At 72.3% G+C, this 23,487-nt stretch carries 25 protein-coding genes; 10 read left to right on the plus strand and 15 right to left on the minus strand.

The genetic code is table 11. From position 1 onward, the window contains the following. Positions 1–39 precede the first annotated feature (39 nt). The 4 genes from EKG83_RS36480 to EKG83_RS36495 all read left to right on the plus strand — a co-directional run bounded on the left by EKG83_RS36480 (position 40) and on the right by EKG83_RS36495 (position 1,466). Positions 40–585, plus strand: coding sequence for a snapalysin family zinc-dependent metalloprotease (locus tag EKG83_RS36480; RefSeq protein WP_033427903.1), 546 nt, complete (start codon positions 40–42; stop codon positions 583–585). A gap of 106 nt (positions 586–691) precedes the next feature. Continuing rightward, positions 692–868: a hypothetical protein gene (locus EKG83_RS36485; protein WP_153278681.1), complete on the plus strand. Its 177-nt coding sequence runs from the start codon at positions 692–694 to the stop codon at positions 866–868. Next, positions 859–1,032: a hypothetical protein gene (locus EKG83_RS36490; protein WP_153278682.1), complete on the plus strand. Its 174-nt coding sequence runs from the start codon at positions 859–861 to the stop codon at positions 1,030–1,032. The genes EKG83_RS36485 and EKG83_RS36490 overlap by 10 nt, the downstream gene beginning before the upstream one ends. Continuing rightward, complete coding sequence (locus tag EKG83_RS36495) at positions 1,029–1,466, plus strand: DUF488 domain-containing protein (RefSeq protein WP_033427904.1); 438 nt, start codon at positions 1,029–1,031, stop codon at positions 1,464–1,466. Before EKG83_RS36490 ends, EKG83_RS36495 begins: the two co-directional genes overlap by 4 nt. Positions 1,467–1,563: 97 nt before the next feature. Here EKG83_RS36495 and EKG83_RS36500 read toward each other — a convergent pair whose 3' ends face one another. From EKG83_RS36500 to EKG83_RS36510, 3 genes are read right to left on the minus strand one after another with little or no spacing between them, the layout of a single operon-like run. After that, positions 1,564–2,523, minus strand: a complete 960-nt coding sequence (locus EKG83_RS36500) for an ABC transporter substrate-binding protein (protein ID WP_033427905.1) — start codon at positions 2,521–2,523, stop codon at positions 1,564–1,566. After that, positions 2,523–3,275 (minus strand): amino acid ABC transporter ATP-binding protein, encoded by a 753-nt coding sequence (locus tag EKG83_RS36505; RefSeq protein ID WP_153279003.1) that lies wholly within the window; start codon positions 3,273–3,275, stop codon positions 2,523–2,525. Before EKG83_RS36505 ends, EKG83_RS36500 begins: the two co-directional genes overlap by 1 nt. Beyond that, a complete protein-coding gene (locus EKG83_RS36510; RefSeq protein WP_033427907.1) occupies positions 3,275–4,183 on the minus strand; it encodes an amino acid ABC transporter permease in 909 nt (302 codons plus the stop codon). The genes EKG83_RS36505 and EKG83_RS36510 overlap by 1 nt, the downstream gene beginning before the upstream one ends. A 241-nt stretch (positions 4,184–4,424) precedes the next feature. On the opposite strand from EKG83_RS36510, the gene EKG83_RS36515 reads away from it, so the two are divergent. Both EKG83_RS36515 and EKG83_RS36520 read left to right on the plus strand, forming a co-directional pair. Beyond that, a complete protein-coding gene (locus EKG83_RS36515; protein ID WP_033427908.1) occupies positions 4,425–5,066 on the plus strand; it encodes a hypothetical protein in 642 nt (213 codons plus the stop codon). Between the two features lie 96 nt (positions 5,067–5,162). Then, a complete protein-coding gene (locus tag EKG83_RS36520; protein ID WP_033427909.1) occupies positions 5,163–5,807 on the plus strand; it encodes an LPXTG cell wall anchor domain-containing protein in 645 nt (214 codons plus the stop codon). Between the two features lie 115 nt (positions 5,808–5,922). Here EKG83_RS36520 and EKG83_RS36525 read toward each other — a convergent pair whose 3' ends face one another. The 6 genes from EKG83_RS36525 to EKG83_RS36550 all read right to left on the minus strand — a co-directional run bounded on the left by EKG83_RS36525 (position 5,923) and on the right by EKG83_RS36550 (position 12,192). Continuing rightward, positions 5,923–6,912 carry a zinc-dependent alcohol dehydrogenase family protein gene (locus tag EKG83_RS36525; protein WP_033427910.1) on the minus strand — a complete coding sequence of 330 codons (990 nt, stop codon included), beginning with the start codon at positions 6,910–6,912 and terminating at the stop codon, positions 5,923–5,925. After that, positions 6,909–7,709: a carbohydrate ABC transporter permease gene (locus tag EKG83_RS36530; RefSeq protein WP_033427911.1), complete on the minus strand. Its 801-nt coding sequence runs from the start codon at positions 7,707–7,709 to the stop codon at positions 6,909–6,911. The genes EKG83_RS36525 and EKG83_RS36530 overlap by 4 nt, the downstream gene beginning before the upstream one ends. Next, positions 7,706–8,602, minus strand: a complete 897-nt coding sequence (locus EKG83_RS36535; protein WP_033427912.1) for a carbohydrate ABC transporter permease — start codon at positions 8,600–8,602, stop codon at positions 7,706–7,708. The genes EKG83_RS36530 and EKG83_RS36535 overlap by 4 nt, the downstream gene beginning before the upstream one ends. Positions 8,603–8,633: 31 nt before the next feature. Beyond that, a complete protein-coding gene (locus tag EKG83_RS36540) occupies positions 8,634–9,977 on the minus strand; it encodes an ABC transporter substrate-binding protein (protein WP_033427913.1) in 1,344 nt (447 codons plus the stop codon). Positions 9,978–10,046: 69 nt separating this feature from the next. Beyond that, entirely contained in the window at positions 10,047–10,808 is a 762-nt protein-coding gene (locus tag EKG83_RS36545) for a DeoR/GlpR family DNA-binding transcription regulator (RefSeq protein WP_033427914.1), read from the minus strand. 313 nt (positions 10,809–11,121) lie between these two features. Further along, positions 11,122–12,192, minus strand: a complete 1,071-nt coding sequence (locus tag EKG83_RS36550) for an alkene reductase (RefSeq protein WP_033427915.1) — start codon at positions 12,190–12,192, stop codon at positions 11,122–11,124. Positions 12,193–12,307: 115 nt separating this feature from the next. On the opposite strand from EKG83_RS36550, the gene EKG83_RS36555 reads away from it, so the two are divergent. Beyond that, complete coding sequence (locus tag EKG83_RS36555; protein ID WP_033427916.1) at positions 12,308–12,826, plus strand: MarR family winged helix-turn-helix transcriptional regulator; 519 nt, start codon at positions 12,308–12,310, stop codon at positions 12,824–12,826. Positions 12,827–12,869: 43 nt separating this feature from the next. Here EKG83_RS36555 and EKG83_RS36560 read toward each other — a convergent pair whose 3' ends face one another. From EKG83_RS36560 to EKG83_RS36585, 6 genes are all read right to left on the minus strand, one after another. After that, positions 12,870–14,393, minus strand: a complete 1,524-nt coding sequence (locus EKG83_RS36560) for a glycoside hydrolase family 13 protein (RefSeq protein WP_033427917.1) — start codon at positions 14,391–14,393, stop codon at positions 12,870–12,872. Positions 14,394–14,451: 58 nt separating this feature from the next. Further along, positions 14,452–15,291, minus strand: a complete 840-nt coding sequence (locus EKG83_RS36565) for a carbohydrate ABC transporter permease (protein ID WP_033427918.1) — start codon at positions 15,289–15,291, stop codon at positions 14,452–14,454. Then, complete coding sequence (locus tag EKG83_RS36570) at positions 15,288–16,157, minus strand: carbohydrate ABC transporter permease (RefSeq protein ID WP_033427919.1); 870 nt, start codon at positions 16,155–16,157, stop codon at positions 15,288–15,290. The genes EKG83_RS36565 and EKG83_RS36570 overlap by 4 nt, the downstream gene beginning before the upstream one ends. After that, positions 16,157–17,512 carry an ABC transporter substrate-binding protein gene (locus tag EKG83_RS36575; RefSeq protein ID WP_033427920.1) on the minus strand — a complete coding sequence of 452 codons (1,356 nt, stop codon included), beginning with the start codon at positions 17,510–17,512 and terminating at the stop codon, positions 16,157–16,159. Before EKG83_RS36575 ends, EKG83_RS36570 begins: the two co-directional genes overlap by 1 nt. Positions 17,513–17,923: 411 nt before the next feature. Continuing rightward, on the minus strand, positions 17,924–18,925 hold the full coding sequence (locus EKG83_RS36580) for a LacI family DNA-binding transcriptional regulator (RefSeq protein ID WP_033427921.1): 1,002 nt from the start codon (positions 18,923–18,925) through the stop codon (positions 17,924–17,926). Beyond that, positions 18,922–19,446, minus strand: coding sequence for an enoyl-CoA hydratase/isomerase family protein (locus tag EKG83_RS36585; protein ID WP_153278683.1), 525 nt, complete (start codon positions 19,444–19,446; stop codon positions 18,922–18,924). The genes EKG83_RS36580 and EKG83_RS36585 overlap by 4 nt, the downstream gene beginning before the upstream one ends. A gap of 79 nt (positions 19,447–19,525) precedes the next feature. Between EKG83_RS36585 and EKG83_RS36590 the strand changes: the two genes are divergently transcribed. The 3 genes from EKG83_RS36590 to EKG83_RS36600 all read left to right on the plus strand — a co-directional run bounded on the left by EKG83_RS36590 (position 19,526) and on the right by EKG83_RS36600 (position 23,430). Continuing rightward, a complete protein-coding gene (locus EKG83_RS36590; RefSeq protein ID WP_153278684.1) occupies positions 19,526–20,071 on the plus strand; it encodes a hypothetical protein in 546 nt (181 codons plus the stop codon). 264 nt (positions 20,072–20,335) lie between these two features. Next, positions 20,336–23,224, plus strand: coding sequence for a type 2 lanthipeptide synthetase LanM family protein (locus EKG83_RS36595; protein WP_051764477.1), 2,889 nt, complete (start codon positions 20,336–20,338; stop codon positions 23,222–23,224). Further along, positions 23,221–23,430, plus strand: a complete 210-nt coding sequence (locus EKG83_RS36600) for a hypothetical protein (RefSeq protein ID WP_033427924.1) — start codon at positions 23,221–23,223, stop codon at positions 23,428–23,430. Before EKG83_RS36595 ends, EKG83_RS36600 begins: the two co-directional genes overlap by 4 nt. The last annotated feature ends 57 nt before the right edge of the window (positions 23,431–23,487 follow it).

Consider the following 23,487-nt stretch of genomic DNA (forward strand, 5'->3'; position numbering starts at 1 on the left):
CACGCGAGAACCTTCCCACCCTGCACCGAAGGAGATCGTGTGGTCGAGAAGTTCGCGCGCCCGTTGGCGGGCGCGGTGTTGACGACGCTCGCCCTGGTGGCGGCGGTGCTGGTCAGCCCGGCTTCGGCGGCGGGCGCCCCGCCGTCGGCGATGGCCAGGACCGTCTACTACAGCGCCTCCGGCTACTCGGCGGAAGCCGACCAGGCCGCGCAGATCTGGAACTCCCGGGTGCCCAACCTGCGGCTCGTCCGCGGGGGCAGCGCCACGATCCGGATCTACGCGACCACCGGTGGCGGTTCCCGGGCCTATCCCTGCGGGCTCGGGTGCGCCACGATCTACATCGATTCACAGGACGTGGCGGCGGGTCACTCGTCGCTGCGGATCGTGGCGCACGAGGTCGGGCACGGCCTGGGCCTGCCCGACAACTACAACGGCGTCTGCTCGTACCTGATGTCGGGTGGCAGCGCGGGCACGTCCTGCCGCAACGCCTACCCGAACTCGCAGGAGGCCAACCGGGTGAACCAGCTGTTCGCGGGCGCCCTGACCGCCTCGGCGGTCGACTCCGGGGTGTACGCGAGGGGCTGACGCACAACGCGGTGCGGGCGGTCGCCCCCCTCGACCGCCCGCACCGCCGCGCCCTCCACCCCGGCACCGCGCGGGCGCGGTTCGGCGCACGGGTACGGTTCACGTGGTGGAAGTGACCGATCCGGTGCGCGAGGAGGAGTTCCAGGCCGTGGAACCCGGGAACCGCCGGCTGGACGGGTGCGTCCCGACCGCGAGCCCCGGCGAGGAGTCCAGGGGCGGCTTCCACGAGCCGGTGGCCGCCGGAATCGAGCGCTCCCCGGTCGAACCGGGCGCGTGCCGGTGAGGCCCGGCGCGGTGCCGGCGATCGGCCGCTCGACGCACGACCTGCCGGTCCCGGTGGGGCTGCTCCGGCAGGTCGAGGGCCACGCCTCGGCGGTGGACCGCCTCGTGACCGGGTTCGGGCCGGCCGGGGAGGAGTTCCGCGCCGACGGGGCGGTGGAGGCGTGAAGATTCACACCATCGGGTTCACGAAGAAGCCCGCCGAGAAGTTCTTCGGCCTGCTGCGCGCGTCCGGGGCGTCGACCCTGGTCGACGTCCGGCTCAACAACGTCTCGCAGCTGGCGGGGTTCGCCAAGCGGAACGACCTGGAGTACTTCCTCCGCGAGCTGTGCGGCATGGCGTACGTCCACCGGCCGGACCTGGCACCGACGCAGGCCATGCTCGACGAGTACCGGAAGCGGGGCTCCGGCTGGGCGGCGTACGAGGAGCGGTTCCTCGACCTCATGGGGCGGCGCGAGGTCGAGAGCACCGTGCCCCGGGAGCTGGTCGACAACGCGGTCCTGCTCTGCAGCGAGGACAAGCCGCACCACTGCCACCGCCGACTGGTCGCCGAGCACCTCGCGCGGCACTGGGGTGACGTCGAAGTCCGGCACCTCGTCTGAGCCTGCGGTGCGAGGTCGGCACCCTCGCCGTTCTGTCGGCGCTGGCCGGCGGAACGAAAGCAGGGGCCCCGGGCGAGGACCCCTGCCCAGCACGACCTCAGGACGTCTTCGGCAAGCCCGGCGGGTTGATCTCGGACTTCTCCACCGCCTCCCCCGCCAACCCCCACCGCTCCAGCACCTCGGCGTACTTGCCGTTCGCGATCAGGTGGTCGACGGCCTTCGCGACCGGCTCGACGAGCCCGCTCCCCTTCTTCGTGGTCACCGCGATCTTGCCCTGCAGCTCCCCGCCACCGGAGAAGGTGCCGATGACCTCGGTCTTCCCCGACGTGGCCACGTGGTACGCCGAGGTCGGGTTCGGGCCGAAGTACGCGTCGATCCGACCGGACTCCAGGGCCAGGTAGTAGTCGGACGCGTTCTTGTAGTACTTGATGTCCGTCGCCGGCCTGCCCGCCGCCTCGTTGGCCTTGCTCCAGTCGACCAGGATCTTCTCCTGGTTGGTGCCCGAGTCGACCGCGACGACCTTCCCGGCCACGTCCTCGGGCCCGTCCACCCGCCACGAGCCGCCCTTGAGGGCTTCGAACGCGAGCGTGTCCAGGCGGTAGGTGGCGAAGTCGTACTTCTCCTTGCGCTCCTCGGTCACGGTGATGTTCGAGATGCCCAGCGCGTACTGGCCGCTGTCGAGGCCGACGAACAGGTTCTCCCAGGACGACACCTCCAGCTGCGCCTCCAGGCCGAGCACGCCGGCGACGAGCACGGCGATGTCGGTCTCCACGCCGATGGGCGTCTTGTCGTCGGTGGCGTAGAAGCGCAGCGGCGGCGCGGTGCCGGCCGAGCCGCCTACGGTGATGCGGCCCTCGCGGCGGAACCGCTCGGGCACCAGGGCGGCGATGGCGTCGACCTTCTCCGCGGTGACGCGCTGCTGGTCGGGACCGAGGTTGATGACCTTGCCGCCGCTGACGACCTGGTCCTCCGCGTCGGCGCCCGCGCACGCCGTCAGCGCCAGGGCCGCGGCGGCGATGAGGGCGGGAATCCTGAAGTGGGACAAGGGTTTCTCCATCAGAGCACTTTGGACAGGAACGCGCGGGTGCGCGGGTGCCGCGGGTCGTCGAGCACGCGGGCCGGCGGGCCCTGCTCGACCACGGCGCCGCCGTCGAGGAAGACGACGGTGTCGGCGACCTCGCGGGCGAAGCCCACCTCGTGGGTGACCACGACCATCGTGGTGCCGGAGCGCGCCAGGTCCTTGATCACGTCCAGCACCTCCCCCACCAGCTCCGGGTCGAGCGCGGACGTGGGTTCGTCGAACAGCAGCACCTTGGGCTCCAGGGCCAGGGCGCGGGCGATGGCCACGCGCTGCTGCTGGCCCCCGGACAGGTGCCGCGGGTAGGCGTCCTCCTTGTCCGACAGGCCGACCCTGGCCAGCAGCCGGCGCGCCTGGTCACGGGCCCGCGCGACCGGGCGGCGCAGCGCGGACACCGGCGCCTCGACGACGTTCTCCAGCACGGTCAGGTGCGGGAACAGGTTGAAGTTCTGGAACACGAAGCCGATGTGCGTGCGCTGCCGCAGCACCTCGCGCTCCCGCAGCTCGTGGAGCCGGTCGCCGCGGCGGCGGTAGCCGATCAGCTCGCCGTCGACGGTGACCAGGCCCGCGTCGACCTTCTCCAGGTGGTTGATCGTGCGCAGCAGCGTCGACTTGCCCGACCCGGACGGCCCGAGGACCACGACCACCTCGCCCGCCCGGACCTCCAGGTCCACGCCGCGCAGCACCTCGTTGTCGCCGAAGCTCTTGCGGACACCGCGCAGGTGCACCATCACCTCGCCCACTTCCACCCCTCCCGGTGCCGGGTGGCGCCCTTGGCGTAGTGCTTCTCGATGTAGTGCTGCGCGATCGACAGCACGGTGGTCAGCGCGATGTACCAGACGGTGGCGACCATGAGCAGCGCGACGACCCGCGCGTTGCGCCCGTAGATCACCTGCACCTGGTAGAACAGCTCGCCGATGGCCACCACCGAGACCACCGAGGTGCCCTTGAACAGGCTGATCACCTCGTTGGTGGCGTTCGGCAGGATGGAGCGCATGGCCTGCGGCAGGACGATCCGGCGGAACTGGCGGCCCTTCGGGATGCCCAGCGCCGCCGCGGCCTCCAGCTGGCCGTGGTCGACCGAGATGATGCCGGAGCGCACGATCTCCGCCGCGTAGGCCGCCTGGTGCAGGGCCAGGCCGAGCACGGCCGCGCCCATGGGGCTGATCAGGTCCTTCGTGTCGAAGCCGAAGAAGGTCGGGCCGAACGGGACGCCGAAGCGCAGCTCCTGGTAGAGGTAGGAGATGTTGAACCAGAACAGCAGCTGCACGATCAGCGGGATGGACCGGAACGCCCAGGTGTAGGTCCAGCTCACGGCCACCAGGAACCGGCTTCGCGACAGCCGCATCAGGGCCAGCACGATGCCCAGCGCGAAGCCGATGGCGGTGCCGTAGACGGTCAGCTGCAGGGTGACCAGCACGGCCCTGAGCACGGACTCGGCGGTGAAGAACCGGGCGAACGTGGCCCAGTCCCAACCGGGGTTGGTGACCAGGCCGTGGACGAACTGGGCGACGAGCACCAGCACGACGACGATGCCGACCCACCGCCACGGGTGGCGGGCGGGCACGACCTTCAGCACGGGCGGCGGGTCGCCCGGCTCGTCGGGCGCGTGCAGGCGCGGTTGTGCGGACACGCTCATGGTGGGTCCTTCGAGGGGGACGGGACGAGCGGCGGGTGCGGGTGCGGTGGCGCGAAAAGTAGTCACTTCGCCGATTTCCGAACAAGGGCGACCACCTGCTGAAATCCGGGTCCGAGGTGTTGACGCGGGCGCTGTTCACCCGAATTGGGCAGTGCCGGCGGTGAACGCCCGGCGGTCGGTGCCCGTACCCGGGAGTGCGACCCCTGTGCCGCCGCACCCCGCCGTACCACCGGGAGCACCCATGCGCTTCGCCCGATTCGCCGCGATCGTCCTCGGCGCCCTGATCGCGGTCCTGGCGGGCGCGCCGACCGCGTCCGCGCACACGCCGTCGGTCGTGGGCGGCTGCGTCGACGGCCGCGCCGTGCTGACCGTGGAGCTGGAGCGGTACGACGGCAGGCGGGCCAACTCCGTGTCGGTGACCGACGGCGACAGGTCCATTGAGGACGAGAGGTTCCGCGGGGAGTTCCGGCGCGCCTACAGCGAGTCCGGGACCGTGCCGCACGCCTTCGTGGTCACCGTGCTCGCGTGGGACGACCCGCGTGGCGCGAGGGGTTGGTCGTTCAGCCGGGAGGTGACCGTCCACAAGTGCGCGACACCGCCGATACCGCCGGCGCCACCGGCCCCGCCACCGGCCGTGACCACGACGACCGTCGAAGTCCCGGTCGCCACGACTCCGACCGCGGTGGGAACGACCACCGCGACGACCCCGCCGTTGACCTTCCACCTGCCCAGCACGCAGCCGAAACCCGTGGTCCGGGCCGCCGGCCTGAGCGACCTGCCCCGCCCAGGGCCGCGGGTGACCGTCCCCTTGGTGCTGAGCGCGGTGGTGCTGGTGGGCGGGCTCGTCGTGCTGGTCGTCCTCAGGAGACGGCTCCGCCGTTAGATGCGGAAAGTAATCACCGATACTCCGGACGGGTTGTTATCTGTCCCCGTATAAGGTGACCGCGTTTCTCCTAGCCCTTCCCTCAGGAGTCCCCACATGAAGTTCGCCAGAGTTGGCGCCTTCGCCGGCACCCTCGCTGCCACGGCCGCCGCGTCCGTCCTCTTCGCGGCTCCTGCCTCCGCGCACACCCCGCACCTGGAGCCCTCCTGCAAGGACGGCCAGGCCACCCTCGACGTCAACCTGAAGGACTACCAGGTCAAGGAGGGCAAGACCAACCACGTCGTCGTCAAGGTCAACGGCGAGACGCGCACCGACCGGGATTTCGACAGGAACTTCTCCCAGAAGTACTCCGCGCCCGCCGACAAGGACAAGGTCACGTTCGTCGTCGACATCAAGGCGTGGGACGACGTGAACGGCGAGAAGCGCTACACCAGGACCGAGGTCCGCGAGGTGGACCCGTGCCCGGCCAAGCAGCAGCAGCCGCCGGCGCAGCAGCCCCCCGTCGAGCAGCCCCCCGTCGAGCAGCCGCCGGTCGACGAGTCCTCCAGCGCGGCGCCCGCCCCGACCACGACGGTGGCCCCGACCACCTCGTCCGCCGCGGTCGTGCCGATCGCCGCGGAGGAGACCCCGCTGGCCAACACCGGCGCCAGCATCGCGATCCCGCTGGTCATCGGCCTGGTCCTGCTGGGCGGCGGCGCGGCCCTGCTGATCGTGCAGCGCAAGCGGGCGGCCCGCAACTGACCTCGCGACACCGATAGCGGGAGACTGCCCCCGCAGCACGGCGAAGGCCCCGGTCACCCCACCCTCGCGGAGGTGACCGGGGCCTTCCCGTCGGCCTTCCCGTCGGCCCGAACCCCTACGGCAGCACCAGGACCTTGCGCCCCTGCCCCGCCCGGAACCTCTCCAGCGCCCCCGCGTAGTCGCCCAACGGCAACCGGTCGCTGATGAACACCTCCGGGTCGAGCACCCCCGTGGCGAACAGGTCCGCGGCCCGCTCGAACGAGTGCAGCACCGCCATCGACCCGGTGATCGTGATCTCCTGGTTGTAGATCCGGTACGGCTCGACGGTCACCCGCGCCGCGTAGTCGGCCACCCCGAACTGCAGGAACGTGCCTCCCTTGGCGACCCGGCCCAGCCCGTCCTGGATGGCCTTCTCGCTGCCGGTGGCGTCGATGACCACGTCCCACCCGCCGGGGCGGTCCAGCTCGTCCGGGGTGGCCGCGGTGGCCGTGACGCCCAGCAGCTCGGCCGTTGCCAGGCGGTCCGGGTTGAGGTCGACCACCTCGACCGACACCGCGCCGGTGAGCTTGCCCAGCTGGAGCATCATCAGCCCCATCGTGCCCGACCCGTAGATGAGCACCCGGGCACCCATGGCCGACCGCAGCACGTCGTAGCCGCGCACCGCGCACGACAGCGGCTCGATCAGGGCGGCGTCCTCGGTGCGCACGTGCTCGGGCAGCTTCACGCAGTTCGCCACCGGCGCCAGCGCGTACTCCGCCGCGCCGCCGCCGGTGGTCACGCCGATCGCCGCCCACCGCTCGCACAGGTTGCCGCGCCCCAGCCGGCACATGCGGCACTCGTGGCAGTACAGCGACGGGTCGACGGCCACCCGGTCGCCGACCTCCACCTCGGTCACCGCGCTGCCCACCTCGGCGACCACGCCGGCGAACTCGTGGCCCGGCACCACCGGCAGGGTCGGGGCGAACTCGCCCTGGAGGATGTGCAGGTCGGTGCCGCACAGGCCGCACGCGGCGACGTCCACGACGACCTCGCGCGGCCCCGGCGTCGGGTCGGGCACGTCGGCGACCTCGACCGCGCCCACCCCGGTGATGACGGCAGCTTTCACTTCACGGCTCCCAGAGAAAGGCCCTGGACCAGCTTGTCCTGGGCGGCGAACCCGGCGACGAGCACCGGCAGCGACACCACCGTGGCGGCGGCGCACACCTTGGCCAGGAACAACCCCTGGCTGGTGACGAACCCGGTGAGGTAGACCGGCGCGGTGCCGGCGACCACGCCGGTCAGCACGCGGGCGAACAGCAGCTCGTTCCAGCTGAAGATGAAGCAGATCAGCGAGGTCGCGGCGATGCCGGGCAGGGCGACCGGCGCGACCACGCGGCGCAGGATCGTGGGCAGCCCGGCCCCGTCGAGCGCGGCGGCCTCCAGGATCTCCCCCGGCACCTCGGCCAGGAACGACCGCATCAGCCACACCGCGATCGGCAGGTTCATCGACGTGTAGAGCACGACCAGGAACGAGATGTTGTCCAGCAGGCCCGCGTACTGCGCGACCAGGTAGATCGGCAGCAGGCCGGCCACCACCGGCAGCATCTTGGTGGACAGGAAGAAGAACAGCACGTCCGACCACTTCTCGACCTTCTTGACCGACAGCGCGTACGCCGCGGGCACCGCCAGCAGCAGCACGAGCACCGTCGACCCGACCGACGCGCTGAGCGAGTTCAGCAGCGGCGGCCACGGGCCGGAGCCGAAGAACTCGCGGTAGCCGTCGAGCGTCAGCGGCGCGGCGAGCGACGGCGGGTTGGTCGCCGCGTCCGGCTCGCTGTGCAGCGAGGTCAGCACCATCCACGCCACCGGCGCGAAGAACAGCAGCCCGGAGAACCAGGCGAGCACACCCCAGACCCGGCTCACGCGCGCACCCCCGTCCGGCCTTCCTCGCGCAGCAGCGACGACACCACGCGCAGGGCGAACGTGGCGATGACGATGGACCCGAGCACGACCACCACGCCCGCCGCGGACGCCCGGCCGTAGTCGTGGGCCTGGTAGAAGGTCTGGTAGACCGCGTAGGGCAGGTTGGCCGTGCCCAGGCCGCCCGAGGTGATGGTGAACACCGCGTCGAAGTTCTGCACCACGTAGATCGACCCGAGCAGGGCGCCCAGCTCCAGGTACTGCCGCAGGTGCGGCAGCGTCAGGTGGCGGAACACCTGCCACGGCGTGGCGCCGTCGACGCGCGCGGCCTCGACCGCGTCCTGCGGCCGGCTCTGCAGGCCGGCCAGCAGGATCAGCATCATGAACGGCGTCCACTGCCACACCAGCGACGCCTCGACCGCGGTCAGCGGCATCTCGCTGATCCACTCCGGCTGCGGGGCGCCCTCGCCGAACAACCAGGTCAGGGCGCCGTTGAACAGGCCGTACTCCGGGTTGTAGAGCGCGTGCTTCCACAGCAGGGCGGCGGCGACCGGCACCACCAGGAACGGCGCGATGAGCATGGTGCGCACCACCCCGCGGCCGGCGAACCGCCGGTCCAGCAGCAGGGCCAGCCCGAGGCCCAGCAGCAGGCTGACCAGCACCACGACCGCGGTGAGCACGACCGTGGTGCCCACGGCCGAGCGCAGGTCCGGGTCGGTGAACACGGCGACGTAGTTGTCGGCGCCCGCGAACCCGCGGTCGGCCGGGTCCAGCGAGTTCCAGCGCATCAGCGAGATCACCAGGGTGGCCGCGAACGGCAGCTGGGTGACCAGGATCGTGAAGACCAGGGCCGGCAGCAGCGGCGCGCGCCGGGCCCAGCGCGCCGCCGCCGTCACGACGCCCTCCCGATGGGGGTGGGGTTGCCCATCAGTTGCCCCGGTGCTTCGCGGCCACGGCCTCGGCGAGCCGCTGCCCCTCGGCCAGCGCCTCGTCCACGGTGGTCGACCCGGCGATGGCGGCGCTGATCCCCTGCGACACCCGCGTGCCCAGGTCGGTGAACTCGGGGATGCCGACGAACTGGATGCCGGCCGCGGGCCGCGCCTGCACGCCCGGGTCGTCGGGCTTGGCGCCCGCGATCGCCGCCTCGGCCTGCGCGGCGAACGACCCGCTCGCCGCCAGGTACTCCGGCCGCTGGTAGGTGGAGCGGCGCTTGCCGTCGGGGACCCTGGACCAGCCCAGGGACTTGCCGACCAGCTCCTCGTAGCCCTTGCCGGACGCCCAGGAGACGAACTTCCACGCGTTGTCGGCCTTCTTGCTCGCCTTCTGGATGCCGAACGCCCAGGTGTAGAGCCAGGCGGAGCTGTCGGTCCGCACGACCGGCGCCTGGGCGAAGCCGAGCTTGCCCCTGACCGGCGAGTCGGCGGCCTCCAGCAGGCCAGCCGCGACCGTGGCGTCGTACCACATGGCGACCTTGCCCTGGGTCATGTTGTTCAGGCACTCGGCGAACCCGGCCTGCGGCGCGCCCGCCTCGCCGTGCGCGCGGACCAGGTTGACGTAGAACTCGGTGGCCTGCTTGAACTCCGGCGCGTTGACCCGCGCCTGCCAGTCCTCGGTGAACCAGGTGCCGCCGAAGGTGTTGACCACGGTGGTCAGCGGCGCCATCAGCTGGCCCCAGCCGGGCTGGCCGCGCAGGCAGATGCCCTTCATGCCGGGCTGCGCGCCGTCCACCCGGGCGGCGATGTCGGCGACCTGCTGCCAGGTCGGCCTCTCGGGCACGGTGATGCCCTGGGCGTCCAGGACGTCCTTGCGGTACATCAGGAACGACGACTCGCCGTAGAACGGCTGGGCGTAGACCTTGCCGTCGGCGGCGGTGAGGGACCGGCGGATCGGTTCGAGGATGTCGCCCTGGTCGAACGCGGTGTCCTCGGCGACGTGGTCGTCGAGCGGGGTGAGCCAGCCGTTGCGGGCGTAGATCGGCGTCTCGTAGTTGCTGATCGTGGCCACGTCGTACTGGCCGGCCTGGCTGGAGAAGTCCTGGCTGATCTTGTCGCGGACGTCGTTCTCGGGCAGCACGGTGAAGTTGACGGTGATGCCGGTGTCCTTGGTGAAGTTGTCGGCGGCCAGCTTCTGCAGGTCCTGCATCTGCGGGTTGTTGACCATCAGGACGTTGATCGAGTTCTCGCCGGTCCCGCCGCCGCCTCCCGCGCCGGCGCACGCGGTCGTGGCCATGAGCACCGCGGCGAGCAGGCCGCCATACCGGAGTGACTTCATCGTCTGCCTTCCTTCGGGCGTGCGGAACCGGACCCTCGGGCACGCCGGGGTCTGGGGATCGGTTGGGGCTCAGGCCCGGACGACCTTCGGGCCGAGCAGCGAGTAGCGGTGCGCCTCCCCGGCGGGCAGCACCGAGTCGGTGATGACCGCTTCGAGGTCCGCGACGCCCGCGAACCGGTGGAAGCTGGACACGCCGAACTTGGTGTGCACGCCGACGAAGACCCGGCGCCGGGCCGAGGCCAGCGCCTGCGCCTTCACCGCGCCCACCGCCGGGTCGGGCGTGGTGAGGCCGTGCTCGCGCGAGATGCCGTTCGCCCCGATGTAGGCGAGGTCGATCACCATCTCGGCGAGCATCCGGGTGGCCCAGTGGTCCACGGTCGCCAGGGTCCGCCCGCGCACCCGGCCGCCGAGCAGCAGGACCGTGGTCGCGGGCGCCTCGGACAGCGCCGCCGCGGTGGGCAGCGACGCGGTGATCACGGTCAGCGGCCTGCCGGTGGGCAGGTTCTCGGCGACGAGCTGGGGGGTGTAGCCCTCGTCGATGAAGACCGTCTCCGCGTCACCGAGCCGTTCCGCGGCGGCCCGGGCGATCCGCCTCTTCTCCGGCACCATCGAGTGGGACCGGAACTTCAGGCCGGTCTCGTACCCGGCGCTCTCCACCGGGAACGCGCCGCCGTGGGTGCGGCGGACCAGGCCGTGCTCGTCGAGGACCCGCAGGTCGCGCCGGACGGTTTCCTGCGCCACCCGCAGCTCGACCGCGATCTCGGCCACGTCGACCCGGCCGTCGGCCCGGGCCCTGGCCAGGATGTGGCGCTTGCGCTCCTCGGCTCGCATGCCCGCCTCCCGCTGCCCGGTCGGACCACCTGCTGCCCGTTCGGGCCGCGCATAAGGTCTAACACCGGTGTGGGAGCGTGGCCAGCAGCCCGAAGGGATCAGTGGTGCCCGGTTTTCGCCCGGTTTTCGTGACCGGATGCCCGCGGCGTGCCCGGTCCGTGCCCGAACGGAGCCGTGGGGCTGCCCGTTCCCGCACCGCCGGGCCTGCGGGGTTTCCCGGATGGTCGTGGGCCGGGCGCGCCATCGGTCCGGAAACGGCGAAACCGCCTCGTCCCCACGGGTTCGCGGAGCACGAGGCGGTTGTCCGCGGCGGTCAGCGAGCGGTCTGGAGCGCCGGGTAGTCGGTGTAGCCCTTCTCGGTGCCGCCGAAGAAGGTCGACTGGTCCGGGGTGTTGAACGGGCCGCCGGCGGCGAGGCGGGCGGGCAGGTCCGGGTTGGCCAGGAACAAGGCGCCGAACGCCAGGGCGTCCGCCGTGCCGTCCTCCAGCAGCTGGAGTTCGGCCGCGCTCGTCGGACCCTCCGAGGTGTACGGGTTGAGGATCAGGGTGCCGGTGAAGCGCTTGCGCAGCTCCAGGGTCAGCGGGCGCTGGTCCTGCTCGGCGATGTGCAGGTAGGCCAGGCCGAGCGGGTTGATCGCGTCGACCAGCGCCGGGTACAGCTCCTGGTGGTCGTCCTCGGCGATGTCGTTGTACCGGTTGGCCGGGGAGATGCGCAGGCCGACGCGGTTGCCGCCGATCGCGTCGGCGGTCGCGCGGGCGACCTCGACGGCGAAGCGGATCCGGTTGGCCACCGGACCGCCCCACCCGTCGGTGCGCAGGTTGGTGTTGCCGGACAGGAACTGGTGGATCAGGTAGCCGTTGGCGCCGTGCAGCTCGATGCCGTCGAAGCCGGCGGCCACGGCGTTGCGGGCCGCGGCGGCGAAGTCGGCGATGGTGGCCTCGACCTCGGCCCCGGTCAGCTCGACCGGGATCTTGAACTCCTCCAGGCCGGCACCGGTGAACAGCTTGCCCGCCGGGCGCACCGCGGAGGGTGCCACCGGGTGCAGGTCGCCGGGCAGCACGTCCGGGTGCCCGATCCGGCCCGCGTGCATGAGCTGGGCGAAGATCCGACCGCCCGCTGCGTGCACCGCGTCGGTGACCGCCCGCCAGCCCTCGACCTGCTCGTCGGTGTGCAGGCCCGGGGTGTCCGGGTAGCCCTGTCCGACCGCGGAGGGCTGGATGCCCTCGGTGATGATCAGCCCGGCGCTCGCGCGCTGGGCGTAGTACTCCGCCACGGCCTGCGACGGCACGGTGCCGTAGGCCCGGCTGCGGGTCATCGGGGCCATCACGATCCGGTTGGCCAGCTTCGTGCCGGCCAGGTCGAGCGGTTCGAACGCGGTGCTCATCGCGGGTCCTCCCAGTTGGCGTGCTTACCTGCTCGAACAGCTAAGCGGAGTTGATGTATTCCGCACTCCGTGATGTGACACCGGTCACTTCTCGGTGGCGGAGTACCCTGGAGGCATGTCGGACGCCGACAAAAAGCCCACTTCAATACCTGTTCCGGAGACCGCGCACGGCGGTCGGACCAGCCACGCGATCTTCCGGGTGGCCCGGTTGCACCGCATGCTCGCCGGTCAGCTGCTCAGACAGGCAGGTCTGCACCCCGGCCAGGAGATGGTCATGATGCACCTGTGGGACTGCGGCCCGCAGCGGCAGGCCGACCTGTGCGGCGTGCTGGACACCGACTCGGCCACGATGACGCGGACGGTGCAGCGGCTGGAGCGCGCCGGGTTCGTGCGCCGCACCCCCGACCCCCACGACGGGCGGGCCACGATCGTGGAGCCCACGGTGGCGAGCCAGGCGTTGCGCCGCGAGGTCGAGCGCACGTGGCGGGAGTTGGAGGAGGCCACCGTCGAGGGGTTGGACGAGCGGGAGCGGGCCGAGGTGCTGCGGGTGCTCGGGGTGCTGGAGTGCAACCTGGTGAAGCGGACCGGCAGGTCGTCCGGCCCGGGGGCGGGTGCCCCCGGACCGGACGACTGAGCCGTGCCGCCTCACCGGGTGCGGCGGGACCTCGCGCGAGACCTCAGCGGGTGCGGCGGAGCCAGGCGGCGGTGTCCGGCGGCAGGTCCGTCCCGTCCAGGGGGCCGCTGGTCAGCAGCACCCCGTCGTGCGCGGGCAGCGCCACCGGCCCGTCCGACAGGTTGAGCACGCAGGCGAAGTCGTCGCCCCGGCCGAACGCGACCACCCCCGGCCCGAGGTCCAGCCACTCCATCGGCCCGTCGCCCAGGGACGGCTCGGCGCGCCGCAGCGCCAGCACGTTCCGGTAGTGCGCCAGCATCGACCCCGGGTCACCGCTCTGCGCCGCCACCGACAGCGACCGCCAGTGCTCGGGCCGCGGCAGCCACGACGGCCCGTCCTCGCCCCACGGGATCGGCACGCGGCAGCCGTCCCGGCCCCGGTCGGTGTGCCCGGACCGCTCCCAGACCGGGTCCTGCCGCAGCTCGTCGGGCAGGTCGTCGACCTCCTCCAACCCCAGCTCCTCGCCCTGGTAGAGGTAGACGCAGCCGGGCAGCGCGGTGGTGAGCATGATCGCCGCCCTGGCCCGCCTGCGGCCCAGTTCCAGGTCCGTCGGGGTGAGGTGCTGGCGGCGGCCGAAGTCGAACGAGGTGTCCGCCCGGCCCATCCGCGACACGTGGCGGGTCACGTCGTGGTTGGACAGCACCCACGTGGGCGGCGCGCCGACCGGCGCGTGCGCGGCCAGCGTCCCGTCGATCACCCGCCGCAGCTCGGCGGGGTCCCACGGGCAGCACAGGAAGTCGAAGTTGAACGCCGAGTGCAGCTCGTCCGGCCGCAGGTAGAGGGCGAACCGCGCCGGGTCGGGCAGCCACATCTCCCCCACGAACACCCGCTCGTCCGGGTACTCGTCGAGCACCCGCCGCCACGAGCGGTAGATCTCGTGCACGCCGTCCTGATCGGAGTACGGGGTGTCGGCGTCCGGCCTGGTGAAGTCCTTGACCAGGCCGTCGGCCACGTCGATGCGGAAGCCGTCGACGCCCCGGTCCAGCCAGAACCGCAGGATCGACTCGAACTCGGCCCGCACCCGCGGGTTGGTCCAGTTCAGGTCCGGCTGCTCGGGGCTGTAGAGGTGCAGGTACCAGCTCTTCCCGTCGGGCGTGCGGCTCCAGGCGGGGCCGCCGAAGCGGGACTTCCAGTCGTTGGGCGGGAAGTCGCCGTCGTGGAACCAGAACCGGTCGCGCCCCTGCCCGCGCAGCGCCTCCTGGAACCAGGGGTGCCGGTCGGAGCAGTGGTTGGGCACGATGTCGATGATCACCCGCAGGCCCGCGCCGTGGGCCTCGGCGATGAACTTCTCCGCCTCGACCAGCGTGCCGAACACCGGCTCGATGTCGCGGTAGTCGGCGACGTCGTAGCCGCCGTCGGCCATCGGGGAGGGGTACCACGGGCTGAGCCAGATCGCGTCCACCCCCAGCTCGGCGAGGTGGGGGAGCTTCTGGCGCAGACCGGCCAGGTCCCCGATCCCGTCGCCGTTGCCGTCGGCGAAGCTGCGCGGGTACACCTGGTAGATGGCCGCACCGCGCCACCAGTTCATGCGGATTCCTCCTCGGTAGGCCCCGGTCGCCCGGGGCGGTGGGTGGGACGGCGGCGGGTCACCCCTTCACCCCGCCCGCGGTCAGGCCCGCGAGCACGTGCCGCTGGAACACCAGGAACAGCGCCACCACCGGCAGGCTGGACAGCACCAGGCCGGCCAGCAGCAGGTTGACCGGGGTGTCGGGGGCGAAGCGCTGGAGCGCCACGCTGAGCGTCTGCCGCGCCGGGTCGGAGAACACCAGCAGCGGCCAGATGAAGTCCTTCCACGCGGCCACCACCGCGAAGATCGACACCACCGCCAGGATCGGCCTGGACAGCGGCAGCACGACCCGCCACAGCATGGTGAGCTGGTTGGCGCCGTCGATCCGGGCCGCCTCCAGCACCTCCACCGGGAGCTGGTCGAAGAACCGCTTGAGCAGGAACACCGTGAAGGCGTTCGCCGCGCCGAGCAGCCACAGCGACAGCGGGTTGTTGAGCAGGCCCAGGTCGGCGATGGTCATGTAGGTGGGCACCAGCAGCACCGCGGCGGGCACCATCAGGGTCACCAGCATCATGCCGAGGATGCCCCTGCCCAGCACGGGCCGCAGCCGCGACAGCGCGTAGGCCGCGGGCACGTCCACGGCGAGCTGCACCGCCCACGTGCCGACCGCGACCACGAGCGTGTTCCGGAAGTAGGTGCCCAGGTCCATCATGTCCCACGCCTCGGCGTAGGTGCCGGGCGTCCAGGTCTCGGGCAGCACGGTCGGCGGCACGCGCGCCAGCTCGACGGCGGGCTTCATCGCCGAGAGCACCACCCAGACCAGCGGCAGCACGAAGACCGCGGTGAGCACCACCGTGGTGACCACGAGCGCGACGACGTAGCCGGTGCGCGACCGGCCGGGTGCGACGAGCGTCCTCATGCCTCCGCCTTCCGGGTCACCCGCAGGTACAGGGCGGTGAACGCGCCGAGCACCAGCAACAGCAGCAGGCTCAGGGCGCTCGCGGTGCCGAAGTCGTTGTAGTAGAAGGCGTAGCGGTACAGCAGCAGGAGCACGGTGACGGTGGAGTCGTCCGGGCCGCCGCTGGTCATCACGTACGGCTCGGTGAACACCTGCATGGTCGCCACGACCTGGAGCAGCAGCAGGACCAGCAGCACGAACCGGGTCTGCGGCACGGTGACGTGCCACAGCCGGCGCAGCACGCCCGCGCCGTCCAGCTCGGCCGCCTCGTACAGCTCGCCGGGGATGCCCTGGAGGGCGGCCAGGTAGATCAGGGTGGCGGTGCCCAGGTTGGCCCAGGTCGCCACGACGACCAGCGACAGCATGGAGGTGTCCGCGCTGTCCAGCCAGGGCAGGCCCGCCAGCCCGAGCCCGCGCAACGCGGTGTTGAGCAGGCCCGGACCGGGGTCGTACATCCACTTCCAGACCAGCGCGGCCACCACCGGCGGCAGCATCACCGGCAGGTACACGACCAGCCGGAAGTAGGCCGTGAAGTGCCGCAGCTCGTTGAGCACCACGGCCAGCAGGAACGGCACCGCGAAGCCGAAGACCAGTGCCAGCGCGGTGAACAGCGCGGTGTTGCGCCACGCCGTGGCGAACAGGGGGTCGGCGAAGAGGCGTTCGAAGTTCTCCCAGCCGACCCAGGCGGGGGCGTTGACGAAGTCGACCTGCTGGAAGCCCAGCGCGACCCCGCGCGCGAGCGGGTACCAGGAGAACACCGCGAAGCACACCAGCGCGGCGGACAGGAACCCGTACGCGGTCAGGTTCTCCGCGACGCGGCGGCGCATCACTTGACCTGCGCCAGGACGGGGTTCACCTTGGCCTCGGCGTCCGCCAGCAGCTGGGCCACGTCCGCGTCGGGCTTGGTGAGCACGGCCTGCATGACGTTGTCGAGGACGGCGTAGACCTGCTGCGCGTTCGGGGGCTCGACCTTGCCGGTGGGCTTGGTGTCCACGTAGGACTTGAAGTTGCCGACGGGCATGGTCGCCAGGCTCTCCTTGAGCCTGGTCTGCCGGTCGGCGATGTCACCGGTCCAGATGTCGGCCGCCGGGGGCACGGGCAGGCCGATGGGCTGGCCGCGTTCCTTGTAGCGCTGGAGGTTCTTCTCGATGCGGTCGGGGTTGAGGTACTTCCACGAGATCCACTTCAGGCCGGCGCGGATCTTCTCCGGCGACGCCTTGGGGTTGACCATGTAGCCCTCGCCGCCGATGAGCGTGCCCTTGGCGTCGGGGATGGCGGTCAGGCCGTAGTCGGCGTAGTCGCCGTCGAACTGGTTGACCAGGGTGGGGATGTTGTCCGGCGCGGCGAGGTACATGCCGAGCTGGCCGGCGCCCATCATCTGCTGGACGTCCTCGATGACCAAGAGCTGCTTCTCCCCCATGGTCTTGTCGGTCCAGCGCATGGCCTTGAGGTGGTCCAGGACCTCGCGGCCCTTGTCGTTGTTGAAGTCGGCGACCCACTTGTCGCCGTCCCTGCGCGCGATCTGGCCGCCGACGGAGTACATCCAGGCGGTGAAGTGCCAGCCGCCCTGGTTGTCGCGGCTGTACTCGGCGAAGCCGACCTTGTTGTCGCCCAGGGCGGTGATCTTCCGGGCGGCCTCGCGGACCTCGTCCCAGGTCTTCGGCGGTTGGTCGGGGTCCAGGCCGGCCCGGGTGAACAGCTCGCGGTTGTAGACCAGGCCCATCGAGTAGTTGGCGGTCGGGACGCCGTAGACCTTGCCGTCGGCGCTGAACACGTCGCGCAGCTCCCGGCGGATCGCGTCGTAGTGCGGCACGTCCTTGACGTACTCGGTGATGTCGGCCGCCTGGCGCCGGGCGATGATGTTGGCCGGGTCGGTGAAGTAGGCGTAGTAGACGTCTTCGAGCTGGCCGCCCGCGAGCTTCGCGGAGAACGTCTGGGGGTCCATGAACCCCTCGCGCGGCTCGACGTCGATGTCGGGGTTGGCCGCCTCGAACTCCGCGACGTCCTCGTCGAAGATCTTGCGGTCGAACGCCTGCGTCTGCGGGGGCAGGCCGTTGACGACGATCGTCACCTTGCCGTTCGAGGCGGCGTCGTCACCGCCCTGCGAGCACGCGACCGCGGTGAGACCCATGCCGGTTGCCAGCAGCAACCCCGCCGCTCTGCGGAGTCTGAATGAGTTCATGGGGGCGGACCCTCCTCGGGTGTGGTGTGGCGCACACGGTAAATCCACCCAACACATCTCCGCAAGATGTCGACGACCTATTGCAACTTCCCAACACTCTCCCGCAAGCCCACCCCCACCCACTCCACCTCCACTTGCGAGAGCGCTCCCACCCCGCGCGTGTCATGCACTCAGCTCCCGCGTGTCATGCACTCAACCCGCGCGAGTCGAACCTCCAGACCCCTCGTGTCGAACCTCCAGGACCCCCGAGTTCAACATTCGCGCACGCTTGAACCCCGACCCGCAGGTGCCCGAACGTCGAACTCGGGGGTCGCGAAGGTTCGACACGAGGGTCGTGAACGTTCGACTCGCGCGGTCTGAGGGCATGACACGCGCGGGGTGAGGGCATGACTCGCGCGGGGTTGGGAGGGGTTAGCGGGGGGCGGGGGCGGTGGAGGAACGGACTACCAGTTCGGGTTCGAAGAGGAGTTCTTCGTCGGGGACGGCGGTGCCGGCGATCTGGTTGGCCAGGAGTTCGACGGCGGCTCGGCCCATCGCCTCGATCGGCTGGCGCACGGTGGTCAGGGGCGGCTCGGTGCAGGTCATGAAGGCGGAGTCGTCGTAGCCGACGACCGAGACGTCGTGCGGTACGCGCAGGCCCTGGCGGCGGACGGCGCGGACGGCGCCCAGGGCCAGGGGGTCGGAGGCGCACACGACCGCGGTCACGCCTCGGTTGAGCAGGCGCATTGCCGCTGCTTGGCCGCCTTCCAGGGAGAACATGGCGTGCTCCTCGAAGAGGTCGACGCCCGCGGTCGAGGCGCAGGTCTGGAGGGCGGCCAGCTTGCGGCGGGACGGCACGTGGTCGGTCGGGCCCAGGACGGCGCCGATCCGGGTGTGGCCCAGGGCCAGCAGGTGGCCGAACGCCTGCTCGACGGCCACCGCGTCGTCGCACGACACGCGCGGGAACCCCAGGTCCTCGATGGCCGCGTTCACCAGCACGGCGGGCAGCTTGCGGCGGGCCATCTGCCGGTAGTGCTCGTGCGAGGCGTCGGCCTGCGCGTACTGGCCGCCGGCGAACACCACGCCCGACACGTGCTGCTCGAACAGCAGCTCCAGGTAGTCGGCCTCGGTCACGCCGCCCGCGGTCCGGGTGCACAGCACCGGGGTGAACCCGCGCTGGGCCAGTGCGTTGCCCACCACGTCGGCGAAGGCGGGGAAGATCGGGTTCTGCAGCTCGGGCAGCACCAGGCCGACCAGCCGGGCGCGCTCGCCGCGCAGCTGCGTGGGCCGCTCGTACCCCAGCACGTCCAGGGCGGTCAGCACGGCCGACCTCGTGGCGTCGGACACGCCGGGCTTGCCGTTGAGCACGCGGCTGACCGTCGCCTCGCTCACGCCGACCTTCGCGGCCACCTCTGCCAACCGACGTTGCGTCATGTAGCAACTATAGGGCAGCATTTACGCTCGGCTTGCACTGGTTTGCAGCCGTTTGCGAGTTCCACCGCCGCCCGCAGCACGAGCGGGGCGGGCACCACGCGGTCGACCAGCCCGGTGCACAGCGCCCGGTCCGCGCTGATCCGCTCGCCGAACACCACGCGCGTCCCGGTCACCCGCCCCAGCCCGCCGGTGCGGGCCAGCACCCGGTGGTGGCACGACATCGCCAGCTCGGCCGCGTGCCCCACCGCGCTGCCGGCGATGGCGGCGACCACCGGCACCCGGAACCCGGCCACGTCGTCGCGCAGCGCCCGGAACGAACACGAAAGCGCTTCACACTGCTGGCTCGACATGCGCAGCAGGCCCCTGATGTCGGTCCCGCACGCCCAGCACCCCGCCAGCACGACGGCGCGGGCACCGCCCACCCGCCCCAGCGCCGCGCGCAACCCGACGTGGGCGGTGTCCAGCGGTTCGTCGACCCGGATGACCGCGACGCCGCCGGAGAGGTTCGTTGAGACGGCCATCAGGGCCAATCGTGGCCGGGTCACCCCCGGTTGTCATGTTCTGCCCCACCATCGGGTGACCTCGGGGTACAAATTCCCCGTGAAGCGGTGTCTGATGGCGGTGCTCGTGCTCGTGCTGACCGGTTGCGGCACGTCGGTGGCGGGCAAGGCGGTGCCGGGCCCGACGTCCCAGGCGGCCGCGCCGGACGCCGAGGTGCTGCGCTGGGTGAACAACTTCTGCGGCGTGGCCGACTACATGGTCGCCTCGGGCGGCGTGCAGTTCGACCAGGTGGAGACCGACCCCGCCAAGGCCAAGCAGTCGCTCAGCGAGATGCTGGGCCGCACGGTCGACATGCTCAACGTGGTCCTGCACGACCTCGACGAGCTGACCCCCGCCCCGGACCCGGCCGCCGACACCGCGGTCGAGGTCATCCAGGAGCCGCTGGCCCGCGCGCACGAGAAGTTCGCCAAGGCCAAGTCGACCGTGGACGGCGCGCCGGAGCTGACCCTCGACGTCTACTCCGCCGTCCTCCAGGACATGACCGAGGCCGTGTCGGTCATGAACGACGCCGTGGGCAAGATCAACGTCGTCTCGCTGCCCGACGAGTTCACCGCCGCGGCCCGGCAGGCCGAGAACTGCTCCTAGAGCCGAGCCCGCAGAGGCCGGGGAACGCGCCGAACCCGGGGGAACCCGGGGAACGCGCAGAACCCGGAGAGCGCGCCCAACGCCCGCGGACGTCCGCGGTTCCGCGCCCAACGCCCGCAGAGCCGCGCCCGAGCCCGAGCCCGTCGAGAACCACACCCACCCCCCGCGGAGACCGCACATGTGCGGTTATCACCCCGTTGACCGGCAAATCTGGGGGCGCGGCCCCCATGTGCGCCCGGTCGGCGCCGTGCCACCTTGGGTGACGTGTTCTCGTCCGCCGTAGACCAGACCCCCACCACCTGGTGGCTCAGCGGTGTCCGCGAGAACCACCGAGAGCTGGTCGTCCCCCGTGGACGGCCCTCATGGGCCGCGTTCGTGGAACGCGCCGCCACGACCGCGGCCCGTGCAGACTTCCCCGGCGGCGACTGGCAGGACGCCTTCGCGTTCGCGCTGCGCCCGCTGGTCGACGCGGCCGTGCGCCTGGACCCGCGGCTGGACGGCGACTTCGCCCGCGCGCTGGGCCGCCGGCTCGCCCGGGTCGCGGCCCGCACCCTGGTGCTGGAGCTGAACCTGCGGCGCGTCGCGGGCCGGCTGGCCGGGGACACCCCGCAGGCCCGGTTCGCCGACTTCGTCAACCGCCTGGACCTGCGCGCCCTGTTCGCCGAGTACCCGGTGCTCGCCCGGCTGCTCGGGCAGGCGTGCCTGCACGCGGTCGAGGCGCACGTCGAGCTGCTGGACCGGTTCGGGCAGGACCGGCGCGAGGTCGTGCGGACCCTGCTGGACGGCCGCGACCCCGGTCCGCTCGCGCGGGTGGAGACCGGCCTGGGCGACCCGCACGCGGGCGGCCGGTCGGTGGCCGTGCTGACCTTCGCCGACGGGCGCCGCGTCGTCTACAAGCCGCGGCCGGTGGCCCAGCACCTGGCCTTCGCCGACGTGCTGGCCTGGTTCGACGGCCACACCGGCCTGGGCCTGCGGCTGCCGCGCGCGGTGGACCGGCCCGCGCACGGCTGGCTGGAGTTCGTCGACCGCGCGCCGTGCGCGGACCTCGCCGGGGTCGGCCGGTTCTACCACCGGCTCGGCGCCCTGATCGCGCTGCTGTACGCGCTCGACGGCACCGACATGCACTACGAGAACCTGGTCGCGGCGGGCGAGCAGCCGGTGCTGGTGGACGTGGAGACGCTGTTCCACCCCGAGGTCGCCACCCCGGCGGACCCGGCGGCGCAGGCGCTGGCGCGGTCGGTGGACCGCACCGCCGTGCTGCCGCGCGTGCTGCTCGGCGAGCACGGCGCGCTGGACGTGAGCGGCGTCGGCGGCGACCACGGCGACCGCCCGCCCGTCGACGGCGTGGCGTGGCTGCACCCCGGCACGGACCGGATGCGGCTGGTGCGCCAACCCGCGCCCGTGCCGCCTGCCCACAACCGGCCGGTGGTCGACGGCGTGGCCGCCGAGCCCGCGGACCACCGGGGCGCGCTGCTGGCCGGGTTCCGGGTCGGCTACGACGTGCTCTGCGACCACCGCGGCGACCTGTTGGGCGAGCACGGCCTGCTGCGCCGGTTCGCCGACCTGCCCGCGCGGTTCCTGCCGCGGATGACCTCGCTGTACGCGACGCTGCTCGACGAGTCGACGCACCCCGACGCGCTGCGCGGTGCCGACGCCCGCGAGGGCGCGCTGGAGCTGCTGCGGGACGACTCGCGCGACTCGGCGGCGCTGCGGGCGCTGGTGCCGCACGAGGTCACCGACCTGTGGGCGGGCGACGTGCCGCTGTTCACCACCCGGCCGGGCAGCCGGGACGTGTGGACCTCCACCGGCGAGCGGCTGCCCGACCTGCTGCCGGTGTCCGGCCTGGACTCGGTGACCGCCAAGGTCGCCGCCCTGGACGAGGTCGACAAGCACGACCAGCAGTGGCTGGTCACCGCCGCGCTGGCCAGCCGGCCGCGCCCGGTGGAGCACCGCACCGGCCCGGCGCTGCCCGGGCCGCTGGAGGCGGGCGTGCCGGACCCGCAGCGGCTGCTGGTGGCCGCGTGCGGCGTGGCCGACGAGGTGCTGGCGCACGCGGCCACCGCGCCGGGCCGGGTCAACTGGGTCGGCCTCGAACTGGCCGACGACCGGTACTGGGCGGTGGCGCCGATGGGCGCGGGCCTGTCCAACGGCTACACCGGCGTCGCGCTGTTCCTGGCCCAGCTGGGCCGGCTCACCGGCGCCGACCGCTACCTGGCCTTCGCCCGCGACGCGCTCGCGCCGGTACCCGGGCTGCTGGCCGCATTCGCCGAGGACGAGGAGATGGCGGTCGCGGTGGGCAGCGGCGGCTTCCACGGCCTGGGCGGCATCTGCTACGCGCTGGCGCGGCTGGCGAACCTGCTGGAGGACGCGGAGATCACCGGCTGGCTGCGCGCCGCGCTGGAGGTCGCGGCGCGGGTCGAGGCGGTCGGCGAGGACTGCGCCGACCTGGTCGAGGGCCGGGCGGGCGGGCTGGCCGCGGCACTGGCGGTGCGCGCCGAGAGCGGCCTGCCCGCGGCCGCGGCGCTGGCCCGCGCCCACGCCGACCGGCTGCTCACCGCGACCCCCGGCGGCGACGGCTTCGCCCGCGGCCGGGCCGGGGTCGGCTGGGCGCTGCTGCGGTACGCGCGGGCGTCCGGCGACCAGCGGTACGGCGTGGCCGGGCGGGCGAACCTGCGCGCCGACCGGGCGCTGAAGCAGCGGCTGCTGGACGTGGCCGAGGCCGACCACAGCTGGTGCTCCGGCCTGTCCGGCGCGGTGCTCGCGCACGCCGCGCACCCCGGCCAGCCGGTGGACACCCACACCCTGCACCTCGACCGGTGCCTCAACGCCCTGGCCGTGCACGAGCCGCTGCGCGACCTCAGCCCGTGCCACGGCGAGCTGGGCGTGGTCGAGTCGCTGACCGTGCTGGCCGAACGCGGCCACACCCTGGCCGCGGCCATGCAGACCCGGCGTGCTGGACTTGTGCTCGGCGCGCTGGAACAGCACGGGGCGCGCTGCGGGACGCCCGGAGGCGTGCCGTCGGCAGGTCTGCTCACCGGGCTCTCCGGGATCGGGTACGGCCTGCTCCGCCTCGGCTTCCCGGAGCAGGTGCCCTCGGTGCTCCTGCTGGAACCCCGTGCAACCCACCCCACCCCCGAGGAGAACCACCGATGAGCAACGCCGACCACGCCGAGGTCACGACCTGGGACGAGGCCCGGGACGGCGACCACCCCGCCGGCGAGATGGCGCTGTCCCGCAGGACGAGGGCCGGTGCGCGGGCCCGGGCACTGGCCGGCATGACCATGGCCGTCGGCGCCTACGCGGTGGTCACCGCGAGCACCGGCAGCTGGACCGTGAGCGCGCCCGTGATCCAGGGCTAGCGGTCCACCGCGCGCCGGACTGCCCGCCCGCACTGGGGGTGCGGGCAGTTTGGCGTG

This window comes from Saccharothrix syringae (genome assembly GCF_009498035.1).
Classification (GTDB): Bacteria; Actinomycetota; Actinomycetes; order Mycobacteriales; family Pseudonocardiaceae; genus Actinosynnema; species Actinosynnema syringae.

What these genes read in the sequence shown, in the direction of transcription:
- EKG83_RS36500 (WP_033427905.1), bottom strand. Translation starts at nt 2,523, where the DNA reads ATGGAGAAACCCTTGTCCCACTTCAGGATTCCCGCCCTCATCGCCGCC.
- EKG83_RS36505 (WP_153279003.1), bottom strand. Translation starts at nt 3,275, where the DNA reads ATGGTGCACCTGCGCGGTGTCCGCAAGAGCTTCGGCGACAACGAGGTG.
- EKG83_RS36510 (WP_033427907.1), bottom strand. Translation starts at nt 4,183, where the DNA reads ATGAGCGTGTCCGCACAACCGCGCCTGCACGCGCCCGACGAGCCGGGC.
- EKG83_RS36515 (WP_033427908.1), top strand. Translation starts at nt 4,425, where the DNA reads ATGCGCTTCGCCCGATTCGCCGCGATCGTCCTCGGCGCCCTGATCGCG.
- EKG83_RS36520 (WP_033427909.1), top strand. Translation starts at nt 5,163, where the DNA reads ATGAAGTTCGCCAGAGTTGGCGCCTTCGCCGGCACCCTCGCTGCCACG.
- EKG83_RS36540 (WP_033427913.1), bottom strand. Translation starts at nt 9,977, where the DNA reads ATGAAGTCACTCCGGTATGGCGGCCTGCTCGCCGCGGTGCTCATGGCC.
- EKG83_RS36545 (WP_033427914.1), bottom strand. Translation starts at nt 10,808, where the DNA reads ATGCGAGCCGAGGAGCGCAAGCGCCACATCCTGGCCAGGGCCCGGGCC.
- EKG83_RS36550 (WP_033427915.1), bottom strand. Translation starts at nt 12,192, where the DNA reads ATGAGCACCGCGTTCGAACCGCTCGACCTGGCCGGCACGAAGCTGGCC.
- EKG83_RS36555 (WP_033427916.1), top strand. Translation starts at nt 12,308, where the DNA reads ATGTCGGACGCCGACAAAAAGCCCACTTCAATACCTGTTCCGGAGACC.
- EKG83_RS36560 (WP_033427917.1), bottom strand. Translation starts at nt 14,393, where the DNA reads ATGAACTGGTGGCGCGGTGCGGCCATCTACCAGGTGTACCCGCGCAGC.
- EKG83_RS36565 (WP_033427918.1), bottom strand. Translation starts at nt 15,291, where the DNA reads ATGAGGACGCTCGTCGCACCCGGCCGGTCGCGCACCGGCTACGTCGTC.
- EKG83_RS36570 (WP_033427919.1), bottom strand. Translation starts at nt 16,157, where the DNA reads ATGCGCCGCCGCGTCGCGGAGAACCTGACCGCGTACGGGTTCCTGTCC.
- EKG83_RS36575 (WP_033427920.1), bottom strand. Translation starts at nt 17,512, where the DNA reads ATGAACTCATTCAGACTCCGCAGAGCGGCGGGGTTGCTGCTGGCAACC.
- EKG83_RS36580 (WP_033427921.1), bottom strand. Translation starts at nt 18,925, where the DNA reads ATGACGCAACGTCGGTTGGCAGAGGTGGCCGCGAAGGTCGGCGTGAGC.
- EKG83_RS36585 (WP_153278683.1), bottom strand. Translation starts at nt 19,446, where the DNA reads ATGGCCGTCTCAACGAACCTCTCCGGCGGCGTCGCGGTCATCCGGGTC.
- EKG83_RS36600 (WP_033427924.1), top strand. Translation starts at nt 23,221, where the DNA reads ATGAGCAACGCCGACCACGCCGAGGTCACGACCTGGGACGAGGCCCGG.